21 protein-coding genes are annotated in these 19,681 nt (G+C 47.3%); 15 read left to right on the plus strand and 6 right to left on the minus strand.

The window, feature by feature from the left end:
• Both GOU96_RS11065 and GOU96_RS11070 read left to right on the plus strand, forming a co-directional pair.
• Nucleotides 1–454 (plus strand): UTRA domain-containing protein (locus tag GOU96_RS11065; RefSeq protein ID WP_324701964.1); only part of this gene is annotated, 454 nt, incomplete at its 5' end.
• A 65-nt stretch (nucleotides 455–519) separates the two neighbouring features.
• Nucleotides 520–1,425, plus strand: coding sequence for a DMT family transporter (locus GOU96_RS11070; protein ID WP_267781811.1), 906 nt, complete (start codon nucleotides 520–522; stop codon nucleotides 1,423–1,425).
• Between the two features lie 100 nt (nucleotides 1,426–1,525).
• Here the strand turns inward: GOU96_RS11070 and GOU96_RS11075 are convergent, their stop codons facing one another.
• Complete coding sequence (locus GOU96_RS11075) at nucleotides 1,526–2,998, minus strand: peptide MFS transporter (protein ID WP_267781813.1); 1,473 nt, start codon at nucleotides 2,996–2,998, stop codon at nucleotides 1,526–1,528.
• A 218-nt stretch (nucleotides 2,999–3,216) separates the two neighbouring features.
• Between GOU96_RS11075 and GOU96_RS11080 the strand changes: the two genes are divergently transcribed.
• Nucleotides 3,217–4,170 (plus strand): YdcF family protein, encoded by a 954-nt coding sequence (locus GOU96_RS11080; RefSeq protein ID WP_267781814.1) that lies wholly within the window; start codon nucleotides 3,217–3,219, stop codon nucleotides 4,168–4,170.
• Between the two features lie 81 nt (nucleotides 4,171–4,251).
• Here the strand turns inward: GOU96_RS11080 and GOU96_RS11085 are convergent, their stop codons facing one another.
• Entirely contained in the window at nucleotides 4,252–4,503 is a 252-nt protein-coding gene (locus tag GOU96_RS11085; protein ID WP_001043846.1) for a DUF333 domain-containing protein, read from the minus strand.
• A 240-nt stretch (nucleotides 4,504–4,743) separates the two neighbouring features.
• Here GOU96_RS11085 and GOU96_RS11090 point away from each other — a divergent pair, with 240 nt between their 5' ends.
• The 6 genes from GOU96_RS11090 to GOU96_RS11115 all read left to right on the plus strand — a co-directional run bounded on the left by GOU96_RS11090 (nucleotide 4,744) and on the right by GOU96_RS11115 (nucleotide 12,070).
• Nucleotides 4,744–5,676: an exopolyphosphatase gene (locus tag GOU96_RS11090; RefSeq protein WP_267781817.1), complete on the plus strand. Its 933-nt coding sequence runs from the start codon at nucleotides 4,744–4,746 to the stop codon at nucleotides 5,674–5,676.
• Between the two features lie 92 nt (nucleotides 5,677–5,768).
• On the plus strand, nucleotides 5,769–6,290 hold the full coding sequence (locus GOU96_RS11095; RefSeq protein WP_267781819.1) for an NUDIX hydrolase: 522 nt from the start codon (nucleotides 5,769–5,771) through the stop codon (nucleotides 6,288–6,290).
• 212 nt (nucleotides 6,291–6,502) lie between these two features.
• Nucleotides 6,503–8,320, plus strand: a complete 1,818-nt coding sequence (locus tag GOU96_RS11100; RefSeq protein ID WP_001914695.1) for an extracellular solute-binding protein — start codon at nucleotides 6,503–6,505, stop codon at nucleotides 8,318–8,320.
• Between the two features lie 8 nt (nucleotides 8,321–8,328).
• Nucleotides 8,329–9,426, plus strand: coding sequence for a microcin C ABC transporter permease YejB (locus tag GOU96_RS11105; RefSeq protein ID WP_267781823.1), 1,098 nt, complete (start codon nucleotides 8,329–8,331; stop codon nucleotides 9,424–9,426).
• Nucleotides 9,426–10,481 (plus strand): ABC transporter permease, encoded by a 1,056-nt coding sequence (locus tag GOU96_RS11110; RefSeq protein ID WP_000525889.1) that lies wholly within the window; start codon nucleotides 9,426–9,428, stop codon nucleotides 10,479–10,481. The genes GOU96_RS11105 and GOU96_RS11110 overlap by 1 nt, the downstream gene beginning before the upstream one ends.
• Complete coding sequence (locus GOU96_RS11115) at nucleotides 10,478–12,070, plus strand: ABC transporter ATP-binding protein (RefSeq protein ID WP_042989904.1); 1,593 nt, start codon at nucleotides 10,478–10,480, stop codon at nucleotides 12,068–12,070. Before GOU96_RS11110 ends, GOU96_RS11115 begins: the two co-directional genes overlap by 4 nt.
• An 82-nt stretch (nucleotides 12,071–12,152) precedes the next feature.
• Here the strand turns inward: GOU96_RS11115 and GOU96_RS11120 are convergent, their stop codons facing one another.
• Both GOU96_RS11120 and GOU96_RS11125 read right to left on the minus strand, forming a co-directional pair.
• Nucleotides 12,153–12,545, minus strand: coding sequence for a PPC domain-containing DNA-binding protein (locus tag GOU96_RS11120; RefSeq protein WP_000581517.1), 393 nt, complete (start codon nucleotides 12,543–12,545; stop codon nucleotides 12,153–12,155).
• Nucleotides 12,542–13,138, minus strand: a complete 597-nt coding sequence (locus GOU96_RS11125) for a TetR/AcrR family transcriptional regulator (protein WP_042989902.1) — start codon at nucleotides 13,136–13,138, stop codon at nucleotides 12,542–12,544. Before GOU96_RS11125 ends, GOU96_RS11120 begins: the two co-directional genes overlap by 4 nt.
• Before the next feature lie 101 nt (nucleotides 13,139–13,239).
• Between GOU96_RS11125 and GOU96_RS11130 the strand changes: the two genes are divergently transcribed.
• Both GOU96_RS11130 and GOU96_RS11135 read left to right on the plus strand, forming a co-directional pair.
• Nucleotides 13,240–13,851: a glutathione S-transferase gene (locus tag GOU96_RS11130; RefSeq protein WP_042989901.1), complete on the plus strand. Its 612-nt coding sequence runs from the start codon at nucleotides 13,240–13,242 to the stop codon at nucleotides 13,849–13,851.
• Between the two features lie 11 nt (nucleotides 13,852–13,862).
• Complete coding sequence (locus GOU96_RS11135) at nucleotides 13,863–14,531, plus strand: glutathione S-transferase family protein (protein WP_042989898.1); 669 nt, start codon at nucleotides 13,863–13,865, stop codon at nucleotides 14,529–14,531.
• A gap of 85 nt (nucleotides 14,532–14,616) precedes the next feature.
• Here GOU96_RS11135 and GOU96_RS11140 read toward each other — a convergent pair whose 3' ends face one another.
• A complete protein-coding gene (locus GOU96_RS11140; RefSeq protein WP_042989944.1) occupies nucleotides 14,617–15,366 on the minus strand; it encodes a substrate-binding periplasmic protein in 750 nt (249 codons plus the stop codon).
• Between the two features lie 151 nt (nucleotides 15,367–15,517).
• Here GOU96_RS11140 and GOU96_RS11145 point away from each other — a divergent pair, with 151 nt between their 5' ends.
• Complete coding sequence (locus GOU96_RS11145; protein ID WP_042989895.1) at nucleotides 15,518–16,000, plus strand: RNA-binding S4 domain-containing protein; 483 nt, start codon at nucleotides 15,518–15,520, stop codon at nucleotides 15,998–16,000.
• A 156-nt stretch (nucleotides 16,001–16,156) separates the two neighbouring features.
• On the opposite strand, the gene GOU96_RS11150 is transcribed toward GOU96_RS11145, so the two are convergent.
• Nucleotides 16,157–16,948: a M48 family metallopeptidase gene (locus GOU96_RS11150; protein WP_000753576.1), complete on the minus strand. Its 792-nt coding sequence runs from the start codon at nucleotides 16,946–16,948 to the stop codon at nucleotides 16,157–16,159.
• Nucleotides 16,949–17,115: 167 nt separating this feature from the next.
• Between GOU96_RS11150 and GOU96_RS11155 the strand changes: the two genes are divergently transcribed.
• The 3 genes from GOU96_RS11155 to GOU96_RS11165 all read left to right on the plus strand — a co-directional run bounded on the left by GOU96_RS11155 (nucleotide 17,116) and on the right by GOU96_RS11165 (nucleotide 19,583).
• Nucleotides 17,116–17,571 carry a hotdog fold thioesterase gene (locus GOU96_RS11155; protein WP_042989941.1) on the plus strand — a complete coding sequence of 152 codons (456 nt, stop codon included), beginning with the start codon at nucleotides 17,116–17,118 and terminating at the stop codon, nucleotides 17,569–17,571.
• Nucleotides 17,572–17,601: 30 nt separating this feature from the next.
• The gene (locus tag GOU96_RS11160; RefSeq protein WP_229636690.1) at nucleotides 17,602–17,805 is read left to right on the plus strand and encodes a DUF3389 family protein; all 204 of its coding nucleotides are present in this window, start codon (nucleotides 17,602–17,604) and stop codon (nucleotides 17,803–17,805) included.
• Between the two features lie 80 nt (nucleotides 17,806–17,885).
• Nucleotides 17,886–19,583, plus strand: a complete 1,698-nt coding sequence (locus GOU96_RS11165; protein ID WP_267781830.1) for an SgrR family transcriptional regulator — start codon at nucleotides 17,886–17,888, stop codon at nucleotides 19,581–19,583.
• Nucleotides 19,584–19,681: the final 98 nt, after the last annotated feature.

The raw sequence follows: 19,681 nt of genomic DNA on the forward strand, positions 1-19,681 counted from the left end.
GTTGGCGCAAAATCGCCAGCCGAAAACGGAGTTGGTGTCTGCCAAAGCGGTGATCGCCAACAAGCAGGCGACTCGTCTTTTAAAACTCAAACCGTTTTCGGATGTGTATCGCGTAGACCGAGTGCGTTATTTGGATAACCGACCTGTGGTGTATGTCACCAACTACATTCGTCCAGAGCTGTTTCCGAATCTGCTCGCTTTTGATCTGTCGCAGTCGCTGACGGATCTGTATCGTGAACACTATGCGACACAATACCAGACGATTCACTACCGTATTTCTACCAGCTCGTTACTGGGCGAAATGGCTCAAGCCCTGCGCGCAACGTCAGGTACACCGGCAATGGTGGTGGAGCGGGTCAACTATAACCAGAAAGGTGAGTTGATTGATTGTGATATTGAATACTGGCGTCACGATGCGATTACCATTGAATCCATCGCAGAATTAAAGCGTTAATTCGTTTCGCGAAAGCGCAAATCACTTTCCCTGTCGATGACAGGGCTTTTTGACAAGGTTGTCGTATGTCTTTTGTGCCCATCATTTTAGTGCTGTTTTCTGCTTTGTTGCATGCTGGTTGGAATATCATCGGCAAGCGTTACCAAAGCTCTGGTCCTTCTTTCTTCCTTGGTGCCACTTCAGCGACCTCACTGCTGCTCACGCCTTATATTGTGTGGTATTTCACTAAGATTGGTTGGTCAACGCTGCCGACACAATTTTGGTTACTCTTGGTTGTAAGTGGGCTGAGCCAGATGGTGTACATGCTGGGGCTGGCTTTTGCTTACAGCAAAGTGGATATCGGCATTGCTTATCCTTTAGCGCGCGGATTGCCCGTGTTGTTGGTTGGGGCAGGCACTGTGATGCTGGGCTATGACTTACAGCTTAATCAGTGGTTGGGATTTGGGTTGATCACGCTCGGCTGCGTGATGATCCCGCTACAAAAATTTCGTCAGTTCCGTTTTGCCGATTATGCCAACATCGGCATTGTGTGGGCTTTGGTCGCGGCGCTAGGCACGGCGGGATATTCGATTATCGATAAAGAAGCGCTGGCGATCATAGAACAGGCCGTAGGCTCACAAATGCCTGCCAGTTACTCTGCCGTGCTTTATTTGGGGATTCAATTTTGGGCAATGTGCATACCACTGGCGATCTGGTATTTGTTCACTGGCCAACGTGCTCCATTTGTTGAAGCATGGCGCATTCGTTATACCGCGACCCTCGCGGGATTGATGATGGGGGGAACCTATAGCTTGGTCCTCTATGCCATGACGTTGACCGAAAACGTCAGTTTTATTGTCGCACTGCGTCAAACTAGCATCGTGTTTGGACTGTTTATGGGGATCGCATTTCTTGGAGAGCGTTGGTACGTAACTCGTTTACTCGGCGTTAGCGCGATTGTGGCAGGGTTGGTTGTTGCCTTCGCCAGATAAGAAAAACGGGATAAAAGAAATGGCCCGCAGGCCATTTCATCAATCATCAGCAGTCGTATTGCCATCTTTGGTTTGTGCGATGGTTTGATTCACTGCCGCGTTAAGCTTGCTTATCTTGGATACTTGGTGAACTCGCATCTGCGGCGGCAAGCATTTTACGGATCAGGACAGATGCAAGCAGAGCCACACCCACCATGACGACTGCGAGTACCGTTAGCAACTTGAAGTAGTCGCCGTAAATGATCTGTACGATCTGCTGAGTCACTACTTGGCCTTTTTCTAACGCGATGGAGGTGGAGAAGACTGCGCCAATAATGCCACTGAGTGCCATCGCAATATAAAACAAGCTCACTGAGAAGTTCTCAATCTGCTTGGGGGCAACGGACAGAATAAACGCCACCACTAAGCTCCCCACCACGACTTCTGCAAACGCTTGGAAGAAATGGATCACCAAGAACACTTCTGGGCGGATAATTGCCTCTTCACCAACGGTGGAAACGGCAAACGTCAGAATGCCAAATGAAATAGCGGTTAGCACAAAGGCAAACGCGATTTTGGTTGCGGTTGAGAAGGTAATGCCACGCTTTTCTAGTGTAGAAAACAGATAGGAAATGACGGGACCTGCCACGATACACCAGAGTGGATTCATGGCCATCGAGGCTTCCGGCGCAATCGGGATGATGCCAAACAGCTCGCCGCGCATGGTATTAATCGTGACCATGGTCATTGAGGTCATCATTTGCCCGTAATACACAAAGAAGCAGGTGGTCAGCACCGTCACAATCAAGATGGTGCCCATTTTGAGAGCTTCCGCGCGGCGAGCTTTCAACATCAAATTGATGAAATAGACAATCGCCGCAAGCCCAATCGCATACACGATGTTTTGGCCAATCGCCATGTTGGAAAACATGAAGAAAACCAACCCAACCATCGCCAGTGAAAGTAGGGTGAACGCCATCCAATTGCCCATGCTGACGGATTGCTGATCTTTCTCGCTGGCCACTTCAATCAGTGGACGACGCATCACCACTAGGATGATGGTGGCTAAGGTTGCCATTAATGCAGAAAGCGCGAAGCTGCCGTGAAAACCCAGCAGCAACACTAACATTGGAAACAGGTACTGCCCCAAAAGTGCGCCGACGTTGTTGACCGAATAGTTAACGGGATAACCATTATTGAAATCTTCTTCACTGGCAAAAGTACGTTTGTACAAGCTTGGATAAGAAGGTGACATTAAGCCGCGAGCGTAGCTAGCCAAAGCGATGCCAACCAGACTTAAGGGAACATGGGTGGATGATGCACCCAAAACCAATAAAGCGTAACCGATCGCAAACGTTACGTAGGAAATGGCCAATGAACGATACGCGCCGAGAAATTTATCGGCAATAAAGCCTCCGGCGATGGCAAACAGGGGCCCAATCGACGAGAATGCACCCACGACCATCATGGTATCGGCTTCGCTGTAGTTGAGATCTTCCAAGAAGAAGCGAGTTAAGATCACCATAACGCCGTAGAACGAGAGGCCAAACATCATTTGGCAGAACATCATTGATTTATTGAGTCTATTCCACATATCGGTCTGTTTTTTTACATTAAGCTGGTGTATATCTCTAAGCTAAGTCTTTACATCAGCATCTAATAAAATAAGGGCGCGATTATGGCAGAAAAAATCCGTGATGCACTCATTTTCTCTATCGCAACGATTGGGTGGTGTTGGTCGGTGCTGAGGGGAGAATGAATTTATTTTCCTATACCGGTTTTTAATACTGAACATCAGAGAGGCAAGATTGAATGTCAGCAGTGTGTCCGATTTATGTGGTGCTTGGTAAACGTCTTAATGCTAACCAACTGACATTAGAAGGCAAAAGCCGCGTCGATGGATTGATTTCTGCGTTACAGTGTCATGAAAATAAGGCGGCACGAGTGGTCTTTTGCGGGGGCATTACTCTCGGTCAGACGGTGTCTGAAGCAAAGCGAATGCATGAGTATTTTGAGCAACGTCGCCAACAATTAGGGCTGTCATTCCCACAAATCGATGTACTGCTTGAGCAAGAATCCACCAGCACAGTGGAAAATATTGAGCATGTGGCGCAGGTATTATTGGAAAGTGGTGTTGTGCAGCGCGGTGAAACACTTGCCTTGACCTTGGTATCCAATGACTACCACCTCAAACGAATTTTTGAAATCCAGCAACTGATGGATGAACAAGGCTTGTTACGTAAGTTGATTGAGCGCTGTGCACAGTCTGGCGTCCGGTTAGAGATTGCGCGCGATCTTAAGGCTCATCTTTGCGTGCCGTATCCTCACCAAAACCCGCAAGGCTTACGTTTTTTCTGGGTCGATGAACTGACGACTTATCGTGTTTTTCTTGAAGGCGTCGTGGCAAACGCTTTCCAAAGGCCGCTCACGCAAGTTCATCAGCAGCCTTATTGGATTGCGCAAAAAGCGATCGCCGAACTTCGCCACACCATGAGTGAAGAGCCCAGATTACTTTCATTGCTCGATGTGATTGAAACCGTCGTGAAGTCCACGGTTTACCAGATTCAGCATGGTCAAGTTAGTCATGAGCAAGTTAACCATGACCAAGTTAACCATAGCCTAGCGCTAAATCATTCCACCATGGACAGTCAGATAGGTCAGCAGGTGTTTTGTGAAGCGTTGGCTATCTTGGATACTGAACTGACGTTATTGAACCGTTTGTGCGATCCCGAGCTCGAACGTTCAGGACGTTGGTGGAAGCGCTAACCGAAAGTGCGCGAACCGAAAATGCGCCAATGAAAACCAAAAAGGCAGCTAGGCTGCCTCATCTATCCCAACCTGCGATGACTATTGTTGGTCATGGTTTTGGCGAAAATATTCCCACTGTTCGATTTTCTCACCATCTTTGGTCACGCAGTAAGTGACGCGTTGCTCATTCTCCGTCACCATCTCCAACTGCCCCCCTTGCTCCACACAGTAAACGGAAGCTGGGTTTGCCATAGAAGTGTATTCCTTAACGGTGTACTCATTCTCTTGGCGCGCACAGCCAGTGAGCAGAACGGCACCAACAACAGTGAGTAATAGGGCGGTTTTATTCATGCTTTCTCCATTTTCTCGTTACGGGTTGCATATCAGTATTCTACAAAATTAATTTTTTGCTATATGTCAGATTTGTCAAAAGATTGATGCTGTCTACAATTAATAAAAGCTCAAATAAACAACATTTTTGTTTCATTTTAGGTTTGGTATCCCATGATTGGCCGTTAAGACGTCAATGTATATGGTGCAACAGGGTGTTTCTAATGGGCAGGGATCTCAAAGCTTTGAAGAGGGAAGAACATGTCATCACTCAAGTATCGATTAGTGACACGCAGTGATTTTGATGGTTTGGTGTGTGCAGTTTTGCTCAAAAGTATCGAGCTGATTGATGACATCCAGTTTGTCCATCCGAAAGATATGCAAGATGGTAAAGTCCCGATCACGGAGCGAGACATCATCACTAATTTACCTTATGTCGCCAACGCGCATTTGGTATTTGATCATCACCACTCAGAAACCCTCAGAAATAAAGGCGAGAGACCGAATCACATTATTAACCCGAAGGCGCCTTCGGCCGCGCGTGTGGTGTGGGAGCACTACGGCGGAACCAAAACCTTTCCATTTGAATGGGTTGAAATGATGGAGGCGGTAGATAAAGGGGACTCGGCGCAATTTACCCGCGATGAAGTCTTAGATTCTACGGGCTGGAATTTACTGAATTTTTTGATGGATGCACGGACCGGTCTTGGACGTTTCCACAATTTCCGGATCTCTAATTACAACTTAATGATGGCATTGATTGATCACTGCACTCACGCATCGATTGACGAAATCCTGCAACTACCAGATGTGAAAGAAAGGGTAGAGCTGTACCGTAAACATGAAACCTTGTTCAAAGAGCAGATCCAGCGCTGTGGTAAGGTTTACCAAAATCTGGTGTTGCTTGATCTTACAGAAGAAGAAACGATCTATGCGGGGAACCGTTTTATCATTTATGCCCTTTATCCGCAGTGCAATATTTCTATTCATAAAATGTGGGGATTCCAGAAACAGAACATCGTGTTCGCCACCGGAAAATCGATTTTCGATCGCAGTTCGAAAACCAATATCGGTGAATTGATGCTCAAATATGGTGGGGGTGGACACGCTGCCGCAGGTACCTGCCAGATCGCGATTGAAGATGTGGATCGCGTCGAAAAAGCCTTGATCACCCAGATCAATGCGGATGGTTAAATTTGATTCAGCGCAAATAGACCCTGATTTATCAGGGTCTTCGACTTTTTGATGTGTTAGCATCGCTCAAAACCGTTGGAAAAGGAGAGCCGATGAAACCTCTATATGTCGCTGTACACCCTGATATTAAACCGTTGAACCAGCAGCGAATTATGCAACGTAAAGCCGCTCGCGCGATTGCTATGCGCGGTGAGCACATTTTGCTCCTCTACACTGAGCGTTACCACGATTATTCTTTGCCCGGTGGTGGATTAGAAAGCAATGAAGATGTGCTGATGGGCATGATCCGCGAGCTGAAAGAAGAGACTGGGGCGCAAAATGTCCGCAACATCCAACCCTTTGGCTTATACCAAGAATTTCGCCCTTGGCATAAACAGCAAGAAGCGGATGTCATCCACATGGTGTCTTATTGTTATTGCTGTGAGGTGGATGAAAAACTGGGTCAAACCCAGCTTGAAAACTACGAGCAACGTAATGGCATGAAACCTATGTGGGTGAACATCCACGAAGCGATTGCTCATAACGAGCAAACCCTGCTCAATGATTCACGCAAAGGCATGAGCATTGAGCGTGAAACCTACCTTTTACGGTTAATTGCTAAAACCCTTCATTGATCACATTTTCAGGGGAAGAATTTCCCCTGAACTCACTTGCCGCCGACCTGCCACTTCAAGTAGTTTGTGACTATACTATCCAAGTAACTGAATTATTAATAATTTCAAATGTCTTATACCAAACGATTTGACGTTGAATGCCGCTAACTTGGCTGCAGCTTCAAATGGGAAGGTATTGATTATCTGTTTACGTCGTGTTGAGGGAGAAAGCCATGCGCAGTTGGAAGCCGATTGCTTTAGGAGTGACGCTCGCGTTATCGAGCCAATTCAGTTGGGCGGCCGTGATAGAAACCACTCGGCTGGTTGGGTTTGGGGAAGCTAAATACCCAGAAAACTTTACGCACTTTGATTATGTCAACCCACAAGCCCCCAAATACGGCAAAGTGACCTTCGGTGAGTTGGGCACATACGACAACTTTAACCGTTTTGCTTCACGTGGCGTGGCGGCGGCTAATACCGCAGAGCTGTATGATCCTCTCATGTTTTCTCCTGCGGATGAAATTGACTCTTACTATCCCTTGATTGCCAGTAAAATTCGCTATTCCGATGATTTCACTTGGCTGGAAATTGATCTCAATCCGAATGCGCGTTTCCATGATGGCAAACCGATCACCGCGCAGGATGTGGAGTTCTCTTTTGAGAAGTTTATGGCCGAAGGTGTCCCGCAATATCGAGTGTATTATCAGGATGTAAAATCCGTGAAAGCCATTGCTGAGCGGACAGTACGCATTGAAATGAAGCAGCCAAACCGTGAACAGTTATTCAGCTTGGCGCAATCGACCCGAGTCTTACCCAAACATTACTGGCAAGACAAGAATTTGGCCGAGCCGCTCAATGAGCCTCCCGTTGGGAGTGGCGCTTATCAAATTGTCGATTTCAAACCCGGTCAGAGTGTGACCTATAAGCTGAATCCTGACTATTGGGCAAAAGATTTGCCGGTCAACGTTGGGCGCAACAACTTCGCCCAGATCCAGTACGACTACTATCGCGATGACACCGTGATGCTGGAGGCGTTTAAAGCGGGTGAGTTTGATTTACGTGAAGAGAACCAAGCCAAGTTCTGGGCGACCTCTTACACTGGGCGTAATTTTGACCAAGGTTTGATTAAGAAAGAGGAAATTGCTCACCAAGCGCCAGCCTCTACTCAGGGATTTATTTTCAATACACAGCGTCCTGTGTTCCAAGATGTTCGAGTCCGTGAGGCACTCAACTACGCCTTGGACTTTGAATGGATGAACAAAAACCTGTTCTACGATCAATACAAGCGAACCCGCAGCTATTTCCAAAACACCGAATACGAGGCTCAAGGTCTGCCGAATGCCGCAGAACTTGCTGTGCTCACCCCTTACAAAGAACAACTACCCGCTCGGGTATTTACGGAAACTTATCAGCCTTCCGTGACCGATGGCAGCGGACGAATTCGCACCCAAATGCGCGAAGCATTTGCCTTGCTGAAAGAAGCGGGATGGGAGCTGAAAAATAAGGTGATGACCAACGTCAAGACTGGTGAGCCACTCAGTTTTGAACTGCTGATTTACAGTCCAACAACGGAGCGAATTGCTATTCCTCTGCAAAAAAATCTGCAACTCATGGGGATTGAGATGAAGATCCGCACGGTCGACACCACGCAATACACCAAACGTCTCCGTGATCGTGATTTTGACATGATATCGCACGGCTTTAGCGCGAATCCTTACCCGAGCCCGAATCTACTGATTGTCTGGAATTCCAATTATATGGATTCCAGCTACAACTCAGCGGGGGCCAATCATCCGGTGATTGATGCTCTGACCGAACAAATAGCCAAAAGCCAGCAAGATACCGAAAAACTTCGCGCACTGGGTTCAGCACTCGATCGCGTGTTGCAATGGAATTTCTACATCATTCCGCAATGGCATTTGAGTATGTACCGTGTGGCGATGTGGGATAAATTCAGCCGCCCAAGTGTGCTACCGAAATATTCTCTTGGTTTAGACACCTGGTGGATAGATCAAGAGAAAGCCGCGCGGCTACCTGAAAAACGGCGTTAGGAGGCGCAATGCTCAGTTATATTCTGCGCCGTTTGTTACTGGTGGTGCCCACATTGTGGGCCATCATCACCATTAACTTTTTTATTATTCAGATTGCTCCAGGGGGCCCAGTAGAGCAGGCCATTGCTCAGTTGGAAGGTAACACCTCCGGCGTCATGGAGCGTTTTACGGGAGGCGGGCAAGAAGTCGCGACACCGACGGATGCGCCGGTTTCTGGTTATCCGGTTTCTGGGTATAAAGGTTCACGTGGACTTGATCCGCAAGTGGTCGAAGAGATCACCCGTCGTTTTGGCTTTGATAAGCCCATCCATGAACGCTATTTCCAGATGCTTAAGGATTACGCCACGTTTAATTTTGGCGAAAGCTTATTTCGTGGCGGCGATGTGATTGACTTGATTGTGGAGCGATTACCGGTTTCCATTTCCCTCGGATTGTGGAGCACGCTGCTCATATATCTGATTTCGATTCCTTTGGGGATCAGCAAAGCGATTCATCACGGTTCGCGTTTTGATGTTTGGTCCAGTGCGGTGGTGATCATTGGCTACGCTATCCCCGGATTTCTGTTTGCGATCATCTTGATTATCCTTTTTGCCAGCGGCAACTATTTCAGTTTGTTTCCGCTGCGCGGTTTAGTTTCCGATAACTTCGCCAGCTTGCCTTGGTATCAACAAGTGCTGGATTACTTTTGGCACCTCACGTTACCCACATTAGCCATGGTCATTGGCGGTTTTGCTACGTTAAGCATGCTCACCAAAAACTCGTTTTTAGATGAGATTAACAAGCAATATGTGGTCACCGCGCGTGCGAAGGGGTTGGATGAACGGCGCATTCTCTACAAACATGTGTTTCGTAATGCCATGTTGATCATCATTGCCGGATTTCCGAGCGCATTTATCAGCATCTTCTTCACGGGTTCGATGTTGATTGAAGTGATGTTCTCGCTGGAAGGTATTGGTCTACTTGGCTTTGAAGCCACTATCCAACGTGATTATCCTTTGGTATTTAGTTCGTTGTATATCATGACTTTGCTCGGGTTGTTGCTCAGCATCATTTCAGATTTGACTTACATGTGGGTTGACCCACGCATTGATTTTGAGGCTCGTTGATGGGGATGACAAAAGCAAGCAAGCGTGTGCCGAATCCGTTAACTGAGGCGCGTTGGGCGAGATTTAAAGCCAATCGGCGTGGTTTTTGGTCATTGTGGATTTTCTTATTGCTGTTTGTAGTGAGCTTGTTTGCTGAGCTTATCGCTAACGACAAGCCACTCCTCATTCAGTATGACGGAGCGTGGTACATGCCGATTGTACAGCGTTATAGCGAAACCCAATTTGGTGGAGAATTTGATACTGAAGCGGATTACACCGATCCCTATGTGGTTGGCTTGATTGAAGAGAAAGGGCAAATCATCTGGCCGCCGATCCGTTTTCATTATGACACCATCAATTTTGATATCACCGGCAGTGTGCCTTCTGCGCCGGATTCAGTGAACTGGTTAGGTACGGATGATAAAGGGCGCGACGTATTAGCTCGGATCATTTACGGTTTTCGAATCTCAGTGTTGTTTGGTTTTATTCTCACGGTGATTTCGTCACTGATTGGCGTTTTAATCGGCGCTACGCAAGGCTATTACGGCGGCTGGCTCGATCTGTTTGGGCAGCGCTTTATTGAAGTATGGTCTGGCATGCCAACCTTGTTCCTTTTGATCATCTTATCGAGCTTTGTTGAACCGAATTTCTGGTGGTTACTCGGCATCATGGTGCTGTTTAGTTGGATGAGCTTGGTGGGCGTCGTGCGTGCCGAGTTTTTACGTTGCCGGAATTTTGATTATGTACGTGCTGCACAAGCGATGGGAGTCAGTGATATGCGCATTATTCTGCGTCATATGTTGCCTAACGCTATGGTCGCCTCGTTAACCATGATGCCGTTTATTCTTTCTGGCTCAGTCACCACACTCACCTCATTGGATTTTCTTGGCTTTGGCTTACCGGCCGGTTCACCGTCATTGGGCGAACTGCTCGCACAGGGCAAAGCCAACTTACAAGCGCCTTGGCTTGGTATTTCAGCGTTTGTGGTGCTGTCGGTCATGCTGACTTTACTGGTCTTTATCGGTGAAGCGGTACGTGATGCCTTTGACCCTCATTTACAACGGAGCCGTGCATGAACGATTGGGTATTGAAAATAGATAACCTGTCGGTGGGTTTTGGTATCGCAGGGCAGGCACGCCCTGTGACTGAAGGGGTAAGCTTAACCATTGCGCGTGGTGAAACGTTGGCTTTGGTGGGAGAAAGTGGCTCGGGAAAATCCGTGACAGCCAACGCTATTTTGCGTTTGTTGCCCAAAGGATCGGCGCACTATTTAAGTGGCAGCATTCATTTTGGCGATGTTGATACCCTGCGCTGCTCAGAGCGCGCGCTGCGCGGCATCCGCGGGGGACGCATAGGGATGATTTTTCAAGAGCCGATGGTCTCGCTTAATCCTCTGCACAAAATTGGAAAACAGTTGGTGGAAACCTTAGCGATCCATCGAGGATTACGTGCAACGGCAGCAGAGCAAAAAGCGATTGAATGGCTTGGCAAGGTGGGGATTCGTCATCCTGAAATTAAGATTAATGCCTATCCGCATGAACTCTCCGGTGGTGAGCGGCAACGTGTGATGATTGCCATGGCGCTAATCAATGAACCCGAGCTACTGATTGCCGATGAACCTACCACGGCATTAGATGTTTCGGTACAAGCGCAGATTTTGGATTTACTTAAATCTCTGCAGCAAGAATTGGGCATGGCGATGTTGTTCATTACCCATGATTTGAGCATAGTGCGCCGAATTGCTGACCGAGTGGCGGTGATGCAAAGTGGCCAATTGGTCGAAACTAACGCGTGCCACACTTTGTTTGCTGCGCCTGCACATCCCTATACCCAGCAGTTGATCAATGCCGATCCGCGTGGTGTGCCCGTCCCTATAGCGATGGATGCTCCGACGCTGCTGCAAGCGGAAAAGTTACGAGTGTGGTTTCCAATCAAAGGCGGTTTTTTTCGCCGCACTCAAGCCTATATTAAAGCGGTTACAGATATGAGTTTCACCTTGGCCAAAGGTCAATCGTTGGGTTTGGTGGGGGAAAGTGGTTCAGGGAAATCGACCACGGGCATGGCGATTCTCAAGCTTCTCGCCTCACAAGGGGCTATCCATTTTGCAGGGCAAGATCTGCAAGCTCTCAAACGCCGTGAAATGCTGCCGTATCGCAGTAAAATGCAGGTGGTGTTTCAAGACCCATATTCTGCGCTTAATCCTCGAATGTCGGTAGCGCAAGTGATAGGCGAGGGTTTACGCGTGCATAGCCAGCTTAATGATGACGAGATTGATCACGCGATTTGCGCGGTGATGCAGGAAGTCGGCCTAGATGTAGACACTCGGCATCGCTATCCCAATGAATTTTCTGGTGGTCAACGGCAGCGTATCGCGATTGCGCGTGCGTTGGTGCTCAAGCCTGAGTTCATATTGCTTGATGAGCCAACCTCATCACTAGACCGAACTGTACAAGCGCAAGTACTGGATTTGCTGAAAGATTTGCAGCAGAAATACCAATTAACCTATCTGTTTATTAGCCATGATCTCGCGGTGATCCGCGCTTTATGTCACCACACCATAGTGATGAAAGCGGGGGAGATTGTCGAACATGGCGAAACTCAAAGCCTATTTGAGAATCCAAGTCACCCGTATACGCAGCAGCTAGTGCGTCTTTCGCTGTTGTAATCGAGCGAGTAATTGCCTTCCTATACTCTTCTCACTTGGAGTTGCAGCCAACACAGCTGCAGCTTCAAGTAGGAAGGATTCACTATGAGACCACAAGCTCGCTATAGCCAGTATTGGGGTCAAACTCTCGTGTAAAGTGGTGCTGCGGATAGTGATGGATCATCAATTCTGCCGTGGTATTGATAAGGTTCCCCTCGAGCAAATGCCCACCCCAAACACGCCCCTGTGCATCAGCAACCGCGATATGCAAATGGCAATGTTGGTACGTCAAAGTGCCGGAGAGTGACAGAATCTCAAACGGGGCACTCACTTGTAGGGTAGAAACACTATCGGCAAGGCGAATATGCAACGTCGATAAGCATCCCACGCACGACGCGATAGAGCCTGCATGGATTCGATGTTGTTGAACGAGCTGTACAATCTGCTGCTTTAAATCCATTCCTCGAGTTAAACGTAGGGCAATCAAATGGATCATGCTTTAGCCCCCGTAAAATCGCCCTCTATCAAACGGATCAAGGCTTCTAATCCCTGCTCAAGATTGGCATGGCGCTGCGCTTTGCCAAGCACGCGCATACCTTGCATCTGGGTCAAAACTAATGGAGCCAGAGAGTCTGCACAAAGATGAGCCGCAATTTGACCTTGTTGTATCGCATTGTTGAGCGCACGGGCGATAAGACGCAGCAGATGATCAAATAATGCGTGACCTTTGCTTAAGACTTCATCGTCCGTGTTTGCATGCTCAACCAAGGCATTTTGCATAAAACAACCACGGTTTCCCTCGCGTTGGAGCGCGGCAAAATGTTGCAAAAACGCTTTCAATTCTGGCCACGCCGCACTTTCGAGCTCGAGATCTTTGAGGGCAGGGGAACTGACCAAATTCAGATAACGATCCAGCGCTTCATAATAGAGCTTTTGCTTATCACCAAACGCGTTGTAAAGGCTAAAGCGATTGATTTGTAAGTGATCGACCAAATCGGATATTGCAGTATTGGCATACCCTTTTTGCCAAAACAGCGTCATTGCTTGGTGTAATTTCTCTTCGCGATCAAAGTTGCATTTTCTTGCCATTGGAAACTCGGTTGCTTAAATCTATTCTTGACTGAACGTTCAGAAACTGCGTAGAGTATATCCAGAACGATCGTTCAGAAAAAGGAATTAAGGATAGCAACATGAAATTATATGAAACCGCGATGACGCCAAGCTGTCGCAGAGTCTCGATTTTTCTTAAAGAATTAGGCATTGATGTTGAGCGTGTTCAGGTGGACGTTCGTGGTGGTGAAAACTTATCGGATACCTTTAAAAGCAAAAGTCTGAACGGCAAAGTGCCTCTGCTTGAACTGGATGAAGGTACAACACTGTGTGAAAGTGTGGCGATTTGTCGTTATTTCGACCTTACCTATCCCAATAAGCACAAGTTGTTCGGGGATTCAGCATTAGAACAAGCTCAAGTTGAAATGTGGCATCGAGTGGTTGAGTTTCAAGGCTTGTATGCAGGATTTCAGGCGTTTCGAAATCTAAGCGGTATCTATAAAGATCGTGAACACTGCGTTTACGCGTGGGGTGAAGAGAGCAAAGCTCGCGTGGCAGCCTTTTTGCCACAACTTGAGCTGCGATTGGCAGAGTCGCGATTTATTGCCACAGATCGTTTCACCATTGTTGATATTACCGCCTACATTTTTATTGGTTTCGCCCAAAAAGCGCTCGAACTTCCTGTGTTTGAACACTATCCGCACATCACTCGTTGGTTTGAGCAACTCTCGCAACGACCAGCCTTTCAATAAAGGATTTTTCTATGATTGATTTTTATACTGCAGCAACACCGAATGGCCACAAAATTGCCATCGCATTGGAAGAGATGGGCTTGGAATACACCACCCACGCGCTCAACCTTTCGAACAACGACCAAAAACAGCCCGCATTTACCGCGATTAACCCAAATGGGCGTATTCCGACGATTGTTGACCGTGATAATGAAGATTTTGCGGTGTTTGAGTCGGGTGCGATTTTGCTCTATCTCGCAGAGAAAACCGGAAAGTTTTTACCCCAAGAAAGCAAAGCGCGCTCCAAAGTGATCCAATGGTTGATGTTTCAAATGAGTGGCGTGGGGCCGATGATGGGGCAGGCCAACGTGTTTTATCGCTATTTCCCAGAGAAAATCCAACCAGCTATCGATCGTTATCAAAAAGAGGGACGCCGTTTGTTTGAAGTGATGGATGGCCAGCTAGCCCAAAACCCGTATTTGGCTGGAGATGAATACACGATTGCCGATATTGCGACCTTTCCATGGGTTCGAATCCATGAATGGAGTGGGATCTCGATTGACGGTCTGACTCATTTACAGCGTTGGATGAACGAGATCGCTGCGCGTCCTGCCGTAGTAAAAGGGTTAACCGTACCACCTCCGAGTAATGTCAGTGATGATGAGCGAGCTAAACAGATCCGCAATATGGTAACACGCTAAAGATCACGGCATTTGATGGTTCCCCAAACGGCTCGCGTTACTGCGCACTCACACCGCTGTAGCTTGACGTCGTAAGGGAGCCACATTACTCAATATAGCGGCCAACAATCTTGTCGAGTTGGCCGCTGCTTTTTAGCTCAGCAAGAGCGCTGTTGAATGCGGCTACAAACTGGCTCTGGTAAGGGTATTGCTCGAGGTTTTGGTTGGTAAATCCGATATAGCCTTGCTCTAAACTGATTTTGGCGGCCATGGAAAAGTTAACGGTATCGACAATGCCCTCACGCTTTAATCGTGTGAGTTCCCATAAGATCGAGATGCGGTCGTTGACATAGCAATCTATTCTGTCACCGCGTAACTTTAGTAGATTGACGCGATTGCCGTTAGCGTATTTCACCTCAATTTTCTTTTCTTCGACAGCTTTCCAAAACGCTTGCCCGCCTAGGCTGAATCCATCGTTCATTCCTATGGTTAAACCGTAAAAGTCCCGAGGCCATTCGGTGGACTTGCGTTTGCTGAGCCATGCGTTTTGACAAAAAACCACCACCTCTTCATCTAGGATAGGGTCTGAGTAAGGATGAATGTAAGGTCGGCGCTGCGGATAATAATAGGGGGGAAGCAAAGCAAAAATTCTTCCTGCTTCGAGTAGCTTGAGCCCACGTCGCCAAGGGATGGGTTGTAACTCAATCTCAAATTCTGTCATCAATACATCGGCGGCACGAAGTATTTCAGGATAGATACCTACTGCACGGCCATTTTCAACATAACTGTATGGCGGATAAGCATCATCCGCAAAAATGGTCACCCTTTGCGGCTTGGCATGGAGGCTTGTCGACATCAAGCAAAGTGAAGCAAAAAGTAACCCAATGCGCATAGTCGCCTTGTTTGAAGGAGTGGTAATTAACTTTAGTTTAGTGGCTATTGGGATTGACGTTGGTAAAAAACTTTGAAAAGGCTAAACTGCGTAAAAATTTTTTGAGAGTAGTGTCATGACCGACGAGCAATTCAACCCGCAAGATGAAGAAATTGAAATAGAAGCGATTGGTGTTGAGGTCTCTTGCCAGCCGATTGAGCTGTACAAAGTGTTAAAAATTGCCAATGCCGTCAGTGGAGGTGGTGAAGCAAAACACGTGATCAGTGAAGGCTATGTGTTTGTTAATGGCGATGTAGAAACTCGCAAACGCTGCAAAGTGTTTGATGGCGATCTGATTGAATTTAACCAAGAGTTTTATTTGGTGATTTGTGATGCACCAGTGACAGAGCCAGAGTCACTCGATACTCAACCTGAGCTAGCATCGTCGCACAAGCCGACAAAAACGCAGAAGAAGTCTTCAGCCAACACTTCGGCCAAGTCCAAGCCATCAAAAAACAACAAACCCGCATCTGGACAAAAAAAAGCCAAGAACGATAAAAAATCACCAAAAAGCGACAGCAAATCCCCATCAGGGCGCAGTGCTATCCGATTCTTTTGACGTGACGTTGTGACGAATTTCACTAGACTGAAGAGCTCAGTCTAGTGATGTTTGTTTTATGAAGGCGCTATGTTTTTGAAATCTCATCGTTTTTATAAAAACAGTATTGAGCAGACGAGAGCACCTGAAAACCAAGGCGTTATTAAAAACCAGAAACTAGAGAGCACACTGAGCTTTAGAACCTTGATGTGGTGGCAGTGTACTGATCGTTGCACTCAAATCGCTGATACGGGTGCTGTGTGATGGGTGAGTCGAAAGCAGCTCAGGCGGCTGTTTTCCTCCAGACGCTTTGGCCATATTTTTCCAAAGCTCAATGCTCTGATAAGGGTCAAAGCCAGCTCTTGCCATCAAGGCCAATCCTAATATATCGGCTTCTGACTCTTGGCTGCGGCCATAGGGTAAAATTACCCCGTATTGCACACCAACGCCGAGCGCGGACATGGTCAGATTACGATATTGCGCATATTCAGATGCCCCAATTGCGATATCCGTCAGTTGTAAGCCGGCATTCGCTAATTGTGATTGCGATAAACGCTCATTACTGTGGTTTGACAGCACATGAGCGATTTCATGGCCAATCACGGTCGCTAACTGGTCCTGATTCACCGCAACCTTCAGTAGACCCGTGTATACCCCAATTTTCCCACCCGGCAAGGCAAACGCATTAACTTGGTCACTCTCAAACACGACCACTTCCCATTGCTCAAAACTACTTTGCTTGGGTACTTGAGCGGTAATCGCTTTGGTTACACACTGCACATACGCATTGGTTTTTGCATCTTTACTGATTGGAATTTCCTGTTTCATCTGCGTGAAAGACTTTGCGCCAAGCTGACTCATGTCGTTGTCAGAAAACAGTAGCAATTGATTTCGGCCTGTCGGTGAAGCGCTGCATGCCGCTAAGCCAAGAGTCATTAATAAAGTGAGCGCCAGTTGCGTCTTTTTCATCTTATAGTCCTTATTTCTGTGGCGATCGATGAATGGCGTTTATATTAGCACCATACATTCATAATGTTATCCCCTCATCTTTACTGTCGCAGAGTTGGTGCACGACTTTGTGTTCGCTGGATGGAGTCGTTACAATGAGCCACTTTTACTCGTTCAGGACTCAAGCGATGTCGATTTGGAATAAGCCCATCAGTTTAGAAACACTCAATGCCACATCGAAAAATACGTTAATTGAACATTTAAATATCATTTACACCGAAGTGACAGAAAATAGCATTTCCGCCACTATGCCGGTCTGCCATTTCACACATCAACCACTTGGCATGTTGCATGGTGGCGCTTCGGTGGTGCTCGCGGAAACCTTAGGTTCAGTAGCGGCCAATTTCAGTGTGGGTGAAGACGCTTACTGTGTGGGCTTGGATATCAATGCTAACCATGTCCGTGCGATGCGTGAAGGTTTAGTGACGGGTACTGCAGTACCGTTGCACATCGGGGTATCGACTCAAGTGTGGCAAATTGAGATCAAAGATGAACAAGGACGACTGGTTTGTATTAGCCGTTTGACGGTCGCGGTGAAACGTTCACGCCCAACAAAGCAAGCCAAACCAGTAGCCGAGGTTTAAATGGTGATTCAATTTAGCGGTGGTAAAATCATTGTAACCACCCATGAAGTTGTCGTACGGCTCGGACACGAGAATCGCGTTACCTTGCAAGCCCAAGCGGAGGCCATCACGCTAATGGGAAAGGGGGCAAATGTGATGATCGCCAATGGCAGTGAAAGCAAATGGTCAGTGAAGCTCGATGATGAAGAGCAACTGAGCGCCATTGCTCAAACGTTAGGTTGTGACTTGCTTTAAAAGTTTTTGCGGTGGGCTTGCTAAAGCTTACAAAATAAGGAAACTGTCTGGGATTAGAAGTTAGATGAGATTTCCTCTTTATGAGCAGCCCGCGTTTACGTGTTCAGTTCGAAACACTCTTTGAACATTTTCAAGGTCAAGACGTTGAAACCCAACTGGAAGATGTCACCGATATTCTTTTTTGCACTCGACGTAATGCGCGTATTGTTCTCAATAAAATGGAAGAAGAGGGGTGGATTGAGTGGCATCCTGCGGCTGGGCGCGGCAAACTCTCGCAACTGCTCTTTAAACGCAGTCGCGCGGATGTCAGTGAGAACCTTGCGCGCCGTTATCTCAATGAAGGAAAGATAGGCCAAGCGTTTGCCGTGCTTGATCAGGACGCCGCAAAATTAACTCAAGTGATAGAGAGCTACCTTGGCGTTCAGCATCAAGAAGGTCTGCAAGTTGTCAGGTTGCCTTACTATCGTCAGCTATCGATGTTGAACCCACAAAAGCCGATGCGCCGCTCTGAACAGCATATTGCGCGACAGGTGTTTAGCGGACTTACGCGTCTTGATGAAGAAGAGCAATTACAGCCTGATTTAGCACACGCTTGGCAGGCGCTATCAGATACTCACTGGCGGTTTTACTTACGCCCCGGAGTGCGCTTTCATAATGGCAATCTCCTCACCACCGAACTGATTGTGCAAAATCTTTGGCAGCTACGGTTGCTTAATCTTTTTGCCCATATTGACCGAGTTGAATCACCTTACCCTTGGGCGGTCGATGTGCATCTGCAAAAGCCCGATACCCGCTTACCGCTATTGCTTGCCGAAGCCTGTGCCAAAATCCTCCCAGCGGAGTCCGATCGCAATCCCGATTTTGATTTAATGCCAGTAGGAACGGGGCCCTACAAAGTGGTTCTAAACGATGAAAAACGTTTGGTTTTGCAAGCGTTTGATGGCTATTTTGGTTTTCGTCCACTGCTGGACCGAGTTGAAGTTTGGGTGATTGATGAAGTGCACTCTTCCATGGTTTTTCCAAGCTTATCCAATCCGATGAAAACCGCTCGAGGATCATCAACCGAAGAGGTAGAGCTGGATCCCGGCTGCACCTATTTACTGCTTAATCGTCGCAATGGCGTTGCCAAAGATGAACATTGGGCGCGCTATCTCACTGACAAACTTAATGCGCTCAACCTGTTTCGTCTTCTGCCGGAAGAGAAAATCATTGAACTTGGGGTGTTGCCAGCCTATGGGTTAAAACCCGGGTGGTATCATCACTCAGCGGCAGCGCAAAGAACGTTACCACCAGAATACAAAGAACTTACGATTGCCTATCACGCTCAGCATCCTATGTTTCCGACTGTTGCTAATGCGATTAAACAATTGCTCAGCCAAGATGGGATCACAGTCAATGTCATCAAATATGAACACACGGTCGTTGAAACTGAAAATGTGGATATTTGGATTAAGCCAATGGGTATTGCTAATCACCGTGATGATGCGTTAGCGGGGTGGTTACTCAATTACTCCGATATTGAGTTTTTGAGCAAAGGAGAGGATTTCAATCAGTGGGTGAGTTTGATTGATGCTTGGCGTGCTGACTCTTCTGCGCTCTTCCCTGCGAAAGAACTGGGGAAATCACTGGTGGAAAAACACCAACTGATCCCGATGTTCCACTGCTGGTTAGGCATCAGTAAAGATCAGTGCGGTGCGTTACAAAATGCGAAATGCAATGCGCTAGGTTGGTTCGATTTTAGCCAAGTCTGGGTAAAGCCCGACTTGTCAGAACACTAGCTTTTACTCACTCGTGGGATTTGATCTCGATCGCTAATTAGCCAGTTTCGCAAAATAAACACTGCTTGCCGGTAAGCCCAGTGCTAGACTATGTGCGA

Source organism: Vibrio sp. R-1 (genome assembly GCF_035615595.1).
Taxonomy (GTDB): Bacteria; Pseudomonadota; Gammaproteobacteria; order Enterobacterales; family Vibrionaceae; genus Vibrio; species Vibrio cholerae.